Annotated in this window: 6 protein-coding genes; 1 reads left to right on the forward strand and 5 read right to left on the reverse strand. The window is 51.6% G+C overall.

The window, feature by feature from the left end; translation table 11 throughout:
• Positions 1 to 123 precede the first annotated feature (123 nt).
• The gene (locus GGC63_RS04000; protein ID WP_192701173.1) at positions 124 to 3285 is read right to left on the reverse strand and encodes an alpha-mannosidase; all 3162 of its coding nucleotides are present in this window, start codon (positions 3283 to 3285) and stop codon (positions 124 to 126) included.
• Positions 3286 to 3342: 57 nt separating this feature from the next.
• Complete coding sequence (locus tag GGC63_RS04005; RefSeq protein ID WP_192701174.1) at positions 3343 to 4377, reverse strand: LacI family DNA-binding transcriptional regulator; 1035 nt, start codon at positions 4375 to 4377, stop codon at positions 3343 to 3345.
• A gap of 169 nt (positions 4378 to 4546) precedes the next feature.
• Here GGC63_RS04005 and GGC63_RS04010 point away from each other — a divergent pair, with 169 nt between their 5' ends.
• Positions 4547 to 5347 (forward strand): hypothetical protein, encoded by an 801-nt coding sequence (locus GGC63_RS04010; RefSeq protein ID WP_192701175.1) that lies wholly within the window; start codon positions 4547 to 4549, stop codon positions 5345 to 5347.
• 50 nt (positions 5348 to 5397) lie between these two features.
• Here the strand turns inward: GGC63_RS04010 and GGC63_RS04015 are convergent, their stop codons facing one another.
• The 3 genes from GGC63_RS04015 to GGC63_RS04025 all read right to left on the reverse strand — a co-directional run bounded on the left by GGC63_RS04015 (position 5398) and on the right by GGC63_RS04025 (position 8431).
• Positions 5398 to 5991, reverse strand: a complete 594-nt coding sequence (locus GGC63_RS04015) for a PilZ domain-containing protein (RefSeq protein WP_192701176.1) — start codon at positions 5989 to 5991, stop codon at positions 5398 to 5400.
• 448 nt (positions 5992 to 6439) lie between these two features.
• Positions 6440 to 7234: an SDR family NAD(P)-dependent oxidoreductase gene (locus GGC63_RS04020; RefSeq protein WP_079908341.1), complete on the reverse strand. Its 795-nt coding sequence runs from the start codon at positions 7232 to 7234 to the stop codon at positions 6440 to 6442.
• Positions 7235 to 7270: 36 nt separating this feature from the next.
• Entirely contained in the window at positions 7271 to 8431 is a 1161-nt protein-coding gene (locus GGC63_RS04025) for a UxaA family hydrolase (protein ID WP_079908340.1), read from the reverse strand.
• Between the last annotated feature and the right edge of the window lie 270 nt (positions 8432 to 8701).

The raw sequence follows: 8701 nt of genomic DNA on the forward strand, positions 1-8701 counted from the left end.
GGGCAAGCTTGGTAACACCATAGCACTACCCAAGATAATCCCTCGTATGCAGTAAAAAGCCACCCCTTTCCCCTTATGCGAATGATACTTGCATAAGGAGACGGGGTGGTTTTCTTTTATCCATTATCGCATGTCGACCAGGAAAGTTTTGATTTCATACGGCTTCAGTGGCAGCTTATGAATCGCTGCTTGAACAGGGTCGCCTATCGGACGCTCCATCAGATCGCACTCCTGCCAGCTTTGAACGTTATAATCGCTCGATAGCTGTATCGTTCCTCTTTGCCCGGCAAACTCATGGAAGCGCAGCACGACCCGGCCGCCATCCTCCGCTTGCTTCACGGCATCGATATGAACATGACCTCCTGTGATACGGAACAGTGAGCCCGGCACCTTGGCTTCTCCCGCCTGAGTCTGCATCGGTGCGTTCAAATCCCATGCTTCTTCTACCGTTCTGCCGGTCATCCAGTCCCCGGTATGCGGCATAAGGGAATAAGTAAAGCTGTGCTCTCCCTGATCGGCCTGCGGATCGGGAACCAGCGCCGATTTCAACAGCGTTAATCGAATGACGTGGTCCTTAATGTCGTATCCATACTTGCAATCGTTCATCAGGCTGACGCCATAGCCTCGCTCCGACAAATCGGCCCATTGATGCCCAACCACTTCGAACATCGCATAATCCCAGCTCGTATTCCAGTGGGTAGGCCGCTTGACGTTCCCGAACTGAATATCATAGGTCGCCTCGGTTGAGCGCACCTCCACAGGGAACGCCGTCTTCAGCAGCTTCCGCTGCTCGTGCCAGTCAACCATTGTTTTGAAATCCATCCGCCGGGAATGAGCATACACTATCAGCTCCTGCTCTATGGTCGAGGCTTTATAGCTCCAGACAAACCGGACGACCGCACGAACCGCTCCCTTTTCAACGAGCTCTACAGATTGGAGTGAGCAAACTTCTTCCATTTTTTGCGCATAAAAAATATCGATGTCCCACGCCTCATGCCGCCCCTTCGGTTTATCCTCAAACACCTGTAGCACGTTGCCCTTCGCTCCTTCAGCCAGCACTTCGCGCTCTGCCGCTTTGTCCCAGATGGAAATTAATTGCCCGTTGTCATTCCATTGCAGGTTATAAAACGGCGTATCGATACCCTTTTCTTCCATGACAAAAGGTTCGGTTATCTTGTCTGCGGAAGCGCCGCGGCCTGGAATCCACCGAATGGCGGAGTGCCCGAGCGGAGGCACATTCTCGACCTGTACCCACCAGCCTGCCTTATCCCGCTGGCCTTCCAGCATACGGCCCGAGCAGTCCACCCAGCTTCCCTGTGCGCCCTGATCCGTCAGATTATCCGCTGAGATAAAGACTAGACCGCTGCGCTCCCAGCCTGCACTATTCCATACAGTGACCGTCGTTTGACCGGCCTGCTCCACTTCTGCAACAAGCCCTGCCGCGGCTTGCATGTAAGCCTTTTGGATTCTGTTCTCGGCCTCCTCGTATTCGATTCTGGAATCCTCATACACCTCATGAATGGAGGAACCAGGAATAATATCGTGGAATTGGTTGCGCAGCACGATTTTCCATGCCTCCGCCAGCTCATTCCGGGCATAGACGGACCAGTCCCCTTGAGCCAGGCTGCCCATCACCCCCATCCATTCCGCCTCCCTGCTGAACAGCTCCAGCTTGCGATTCATCAGCTTATTGTAGGCTTGGCTGGTATACGTGCCCCGGTGCAGCTCCAAATACAGCTCTCCGTCCCATGTATGGACATATTCCTTCGTATCGGCAACCGTTTGCTGAAGGGCTTCGAAATACTCGTCAACCCGTCCCGTCGTCACTTGAGGAATACCCGGCAGCTCATGAAGCCTTCTTCTCAGCTCGAGCATTTCCCGGTTCACTCCGCCTCCCCCGTCTCCGTAACCGTATGAAAGCAGCAGCTCCCGGTTGATCGGCTTATCCCGGTACGTTTCCCATATGCCTTTGACTGTACGGGCAGTCACTTCCCCGTTGTAGGTGTACAGCCACCCTCCGGCATTGTCCGGCGTTGTAATGAAATGAGTCAATATTTCTGTCCCGTCCATGCCTCGCCATCGAAACGTATCATGCGGCATCCGGTTATATTGGTTCCAGCTGATTTTGGTCGTCATGAACGTGGAAATTCCTGATTTGCGCAGGATTTGCGGCAGCGCCCAGCTATAACCGAAGACGTCGGGAAGCCATAGATAGGTACACTCCACACCGAATTCTTCCTTCAAAAACCGGGTTCCGTACAAAAGCTGGCGCACGATCGATTCTCCGGAGGTCAAGTTGCAATCCGCCTCCAGCCACATGCCGCCGCCTGCTTCCCATTGGCCTTGGCCGACCTTTTCTTTGATTTGGGCATAAATATCCGGATAATCATTTTTGATATAATCGTACAGCTGCGGCATTGTTTGCAGGAATATGTAATCCGGAAACTGCTCCATCAGGCGAAGAACGGTAGAGAAGGAGCGTGCCGCCTTTTCCCGCGTATGCTTCAATCTCCACAGCCAGGCCACATCAATATGGGTATGTCCGATGCACCGAACTGTCACGGGGTGGTGCTTAGGCAGCTTCTGTACCGCTTCTCGAAGGCTTGCCACCGCGGCGGTTACAGATGCATAGAAATTCTCCGAGCCCGGTTTTGACCAGTCGAGCAGTAAAAAGGCCTGATCCACAGCAGACAGCAGCATGACACCCTCCGGGGCATGCTCATCCAGCTCCCGCACCACCTGCAGCATGGCCAGGGCCGTATAATAAAGATCATCAGCGTCCTCATCCAGCCAGCACAGCTCCGCCTGCTTCAGCTGATGCTCCTGCACCGTGTTCGGCAGGTACCCCCCCATGCCGGACCATAACCGGAAACAAAGCTGAAGCACAGCCCCGGCATCGTGACCCTGAAAAAATACTTCCTTATGATTGCCGTCCACCCCCTGATAGGGCTCGCCATTGACATACAGCAGCGATTCAAATCCGGAGTTGTTCCCCCCGCCCGTTCTGCCAAAATCAAACCGCCCCAGCACCCTGCGTCCTTGCCATGCTTCAGGTATTTCCGTCTCCGCAGCAAGCCAGAGATAACGGTCGCTTCCTTCCCAGCGATCGCCGATCCGCATAGTCCCTGCTTCCTTATTCTGCGATAACGGCCATGGCGGCCGCTCTCCCGTCCGTCCTTCCCGATCCTCCAAGCTATCGAAGGCTTCGATTCTCCGGCGGTCTCTATATCGAAATTCCGACAGCTCGCGCAAACGCTCTTGCAGCTTTTCCAATGTAAACAGCATGTTGATGCCTCCTTGATTTCGGATGAAATAACACGTGTTATATCCTATCAAAAAAAATTATGTCAGCCGTCCGACGCTTTCTCTCTCTTCCAGCATCGCTTTTACCCAAATGCCGCTTTTATCCTCCATCCCGCGGCGCCCTTCGACATATTCGAGGAGTCTTTGCGCGGCCAGCCGCCCCATCTCCCGATAAGGTACTTCAATGGAGGTAATAGCCGGGAACAAATGCTGGTTGATTCGTTCTGTATTATCGCATGCCATAAGATGGATGTCTTTGCCCGGCTGCATCCCGAGCATCTGAGCGGCACGGCTGACGTATACCGCTCCGCGGGACCAGTTCGTCAGCAAGACTCTGGATAAGGGCTGAAATTCCCGGGTCCACTGTGTCCAGAACTGCGCCCTCTCAATCCAGGGCCCATCCGTTTCAGTGAAAATGAGAGGCTCCACGCCATGAGAGGCAGCCCATCCTTCATAAGCCTTACGCCGTTCCTGATCCCCCCAGCCAAGCGGAGTAGGATGGCGGAGCTCCAGATAGGCAGGCATCAGCTTCGTTCGTTCCCACATGAAATCCAATGCGCGATGAACGCTCTCCTCGTAATCCATCAACACGGAAGGAATACCGGAGTGATCGTGATACCCCTCTACGGAAACGTAAGGCAGCTGATATTGATGGACGGTCTGCACCCATTCCTCATCCACCCGATGCGGCCGGTCCAATGCCATGATTCCATCAATACGGCGCTGTAAAAATAAATCCAGCATACTCTCCTGTCTTTGCTGTGAGCTGCCTGACGGGTATAACAGCACGTGGTACCCCTGGCTTGCGCAAACCTCCTGCATTCCCTCAAGCACCTGCAAAAACATCGGATTCGAAACATTCCCGTATGCGGCCAAGCAATGGCTTCTCCCGGTTTTCATTCCGCGCGCTTGCGCATCCACCTGATAATTCAGCTCCCGGATGACTTCCAGCACCAATTTGCGCTTCTCCTCGCTCACACCGATGCCCGGCGTTCCGTTCAATACGGCGGACACGACGCTTCGGGATACGCCTGCCCGTTTTGCTACGTCAAAGCTGGTTACTCTTTTGTTCATGTATGGCACCTCAAACCAAAAATAACACGTGTTATGCCAAAAAGCAACAGGTATCTTTCAAGTTTTTTCCTGCATGAAGGCTTGCATGTTTCTCCGAAAATTTTCATAAAGGATGGAAGTATCATCCATACTATAGAAACAACTACCGTGATACGGAGGCACTGGGCTCATGGCACATCTTCGGAACAAAATGCTGCTTCTCGCTGCACTGATCATCACTATCGTCTCGTCTGTACGTACCTCACCTGCGGCTGCCGATCTCCCTTCGCCTAAGCAGAACAAGGATTCGGAGCACGTCAGCTCTACCTATCTGCTCCAGGCTGTCAAAGCCGACCTCACGGGAGATTCCATTCCGGATGCCATCACGCTTAGCGGCACCAATCAGAGTCCCTCCTCCGGTTATTATGATAAGTTGAACATCCGTGTCCTGATTTCTTCTGAAACGAGACCTATGGATATTGCCTTGCCGGGCGGTTACAATCCCTCTATACAATTGCTCGATGTCAACGGAGACAGGATCAACGATATTTGTGTATATGTCTCTCCCGACAGTCAAGGCGGGTCTCCGTCAATAGTCCTATACACGATTCAGGATCAGCAGCCTGTTGCATTGCCTTTGCCCCCTCCGCTTGCATTAAAAGGGGTGCTCAAGGATCATTATAAGGTGCCGGTGATGATTCAAAATACGAATGAGACGTACATGCTGGAGCTCTCCGAACGAAAATCGCTCTACGAAGCTATGGGCTATTATCAAAACGGACGGCTGCTTCAGCCAGCCAGCATCATAAGCAGCGGGTTTCATAAGCTGGAGCCGGTCGACCGGGACACGGACGGTATCTGGGAGATGAAAGGAATCCAGCACATCGCGATGCTATCTAACGACAACACGATTGCCATTGCGGAATCCTTATGGAAGTGGCGTTACGGACACTGGACCCTGGTCTATGCCAAAATCATAAGCGCCTCCTAAACGGCGAACGCAAAAAACCAAGCAGCTCCTTTAAGCCGCTTGGTTTTCTCTCATGCCAGCATCATTTGCTTGAACTGCTGCATCGCAATGTAGTATCTGAACTTATTAAGGTCACCGGAGGAAATGCTCTCGATTTCCGCACCATAGCGAATCGTCTTTTCCAAAATATGCGCGTACCGCACGACAAGCTTTAAATGAATGCTCTCCTCATCGCAAAACATCGTGCTATCGTAAACCTCATGCATTTTTATGGAAAAATCGTTAATTTCAAAGCCTATGCCAAACCGGCTTACATCGACAACCCGCACCGCCGTCGTTTTGAAATCCTCGCTGATGGTGGCAAAGGTGTTCAGTTTGTACCTTGTATATTTTACCTGCCCTTCATTCAGCCATTCATCGAATACTTTTTGGGGCTTTGCCTTAATATGAAAAAGTTCCGAATCCGCCGGTACCAGCAAAATTTTGGAGTTGTTATTGTGCAATATTCTCATATTTTGACGTCGTTTGAAATCAAAGCACAGCACGTCATCGCCATCGGCGAGCTTCGTGTCCGCTTCAATCCCAACCTCCATAAACTCCTCTTGTTCATACCCGACATGCGCTTGATAAACTTTTCCTTTATGCAGCAATTGAATGTTCTTCATGGGATCATCTCCTTAGAGTTTTGCCAAGCAAAAACGGACTTCGTAAGCAAAACTAATCTGTCGACAAACCATGGAAATTCAGAGATGCTGAAAATCCGGTTTTCGTCAATCCGACTTTTAGCTTGCATTTCGCATCTCGCTAAATCTGGATGTGGTGGTTATAGTTCTACTATAGGAGATAAACTTTTAAAAAGTTTAAGGCAATTATTAGGAGACTATTAGATTTCTTGTCTAATTTTGTCGAATGATAGGATGTACAGCCAAATCTTGTTGAAACCATTTTAACTCTATTAACCGTCCTGCTGCAAAACCTATCATTTTTCAGAAAATGTACATATTCCCCAAAAGAAGGGGCAACTTCGGATAGGAATTTCTGTACGCGATTCACTGTGACAAAATAAAAACAAGCCCTTCATCAACGAAGGACTTGTTGTGTTTTGAATGGGGTTTAATGTTCCATGTGATCTTCCGGCTGTGCAGCCTTGACGGTCAGGCCGCCGTCTACCATAAGCAAATGTCCGTTAACCTGCATCGCTTCATCGGAAGCGAGGAATACCACGGCGTCGCCAATCTGGCGAGCCGTGCCCAGACGTTTCATCGGGTTCGCTTCAATTTCTTTGGCGCGAATAGCCGGATCCGCCAGGAAGTCGGTACACATATCCGTATCTACGGTGCTTGGCCCGACGGCATTGATGTTAATGTTATACTTGCCGAGCTCGATCGCCATCCCTTTGGTCAGCATGTGAGCCGCCGCTTTGGACGATTGATAGTGCGGAATGACCGGACTTGTTACGACAAGGCTGGCTGTCGAAAGAACATTGACAATTTTGCCGTAACGCTTCGGAATCATCTTCTCGGCAGCCAATTGGGAGCACATGAAAATGGATTTTACATTCGTTGCGAACGTGCGGTCCCAAGTCTCCTCCGTCACTTTCATGAATGGCTCGAACGGGGCGACCCCTGCGTTGTTAACCAGGATTTCAACGTCTCCGAGCTGCTCCTCCACTTGCTTAAACATCGCTTCCACTTGAGCCTTACTGCCTACATCCGCCTGGACAACGATCGATTTGCAGCCCAAAGCCTCGATTTGTTCCTTTACCTTCTCCGCCAGTTCGCGCGAACGGTCGGACGTATAGTTAACCGCTACATGAGCGCCTTCTTCTGCCAAACGAATGGCGATCGCTTCGCCGATCCCGCGGCTGCCCCCAGTGACCAGAGCGACCTTCCCTTTTAACCTTGCCAAATTCCGCTTCCTCCTTCGTGATGCCACGTATATCTATTAGAGAGATGGTCCGATTCGGTTGATGCTGAACTCCGTATGGCCGAGCACTTCCGCTTTCGTGAGCTTCCCGTTCGCTACGGCTTTGATCTCATCCCAGATGATGTTACCGGCGTCTTCCAAGCTCAATGTGCCTTCCAGCATGTCGCTGACATCGACGTCCATATTATCGCTCATACGCTGGAACATCCGCTTGTTGCCGGTAATTTTGATGACCGGGATTACGGCTGAGCCTGTCGGCGTACCACGTCCTGTCGTAAAGCAGACCAGATGCGCTCCGCCTGCTGCCATACCGGACACACACTCAATGTCGTTACCAGGGGAATCCATGAAGTACAGACCATGCTTAGGAAGCTGCTCTGCATATTCTACAACCCCTTTGATCGGAGCTGTGCCGCATTTGCTGATGCAGCCCAAGGATTTCTCTTCAATCGTCGTCAAACCGCCGGCAATATTGCCCGGGCTCGGATTACCGCCGCGCATGTCGGCCCCCATCCGCTCTACCTCTTTCTCGAAGCGGTCCACGATGTGGTACAGCTGCTTCTCGGTTTCCGGAGTCGCACAGCGGGAAGCGAGTACATGCTCCGCTCCGATAATCTCGGTCGTTTCGCCGATAACGACGCCGCCGCCGTGCTGGATCAGCGTATCTGCCGCCGCACCGAGCGCCGGGTTGGAAGCCAGACCGGATGTGGCGTCGGAGCCGCCGCATTTTACGCCGATGATCAGCTCGCTGAACGGAATCGGCTCAGGCTGCATAGCGTCCAATTGGGCGCGCATTTTTTTGGCAAGCTCTGCGCCATGCTGAATGGCCTTGACGGAACCGCCGACCGACTGAATGTCGAACACTTCTACCAGCTTGCCGGTAGGACGGATAGCGTCCGCCAATTCGTTGGGGTCGATAACCTCACAGCCCAAGCTGATAATGATAACGCCGCCGACGTTCGGGTTTTTGCCTGTGCCCGCCAGCACCTCGAACGTGCGCTCTTTGTCGGCGCCGATTTGGCTGCAGCCATGCTGATGCGGAATCGCTACCGTGTCGGGTACCATTTGGTTGATGCGGCTGCAAACTTGGTTCGCGCAAATGACCGTAGGAATAATCAGCAGGTGATTGCGGATCCCTACGTCGCCGTTCGGTCTTCTGTAACCCATCATGTGATCCATGTTTTTTCCTCCTAAAAGTTTTTCGTAAGAAAAACTATCTTCGTAAGCATTAACTGAGTTTTGCGCAGCAAAACTATCTTCGTAAGCGTAGGCTAAGTTTTTCGTAAGAAAAACTATCTTCGTAAGCATTTGCTGAGTTTTGCGGAGCAAAACTATCTTCGTAAGCATAAGCTAAGTTTTTCGTAAGAAAAACTATCTTCGTAAGCATTAACTGAGTTTTGCGCAGCAAAACTATCTTCGTAAGCGTAGGCTAAGTTTTTCGTAAGAAAA

Origin of the sequence: Paenibacillus sp. OAS669, assembly GCF_014873645.1 — a bacterium.
Classification (GTDB): Bacteria; Bacillota; Bacilli; order Paenibacillales; family NBRC-103111; genus Paenibacillus_S; species Paenibacillus_S vulneris.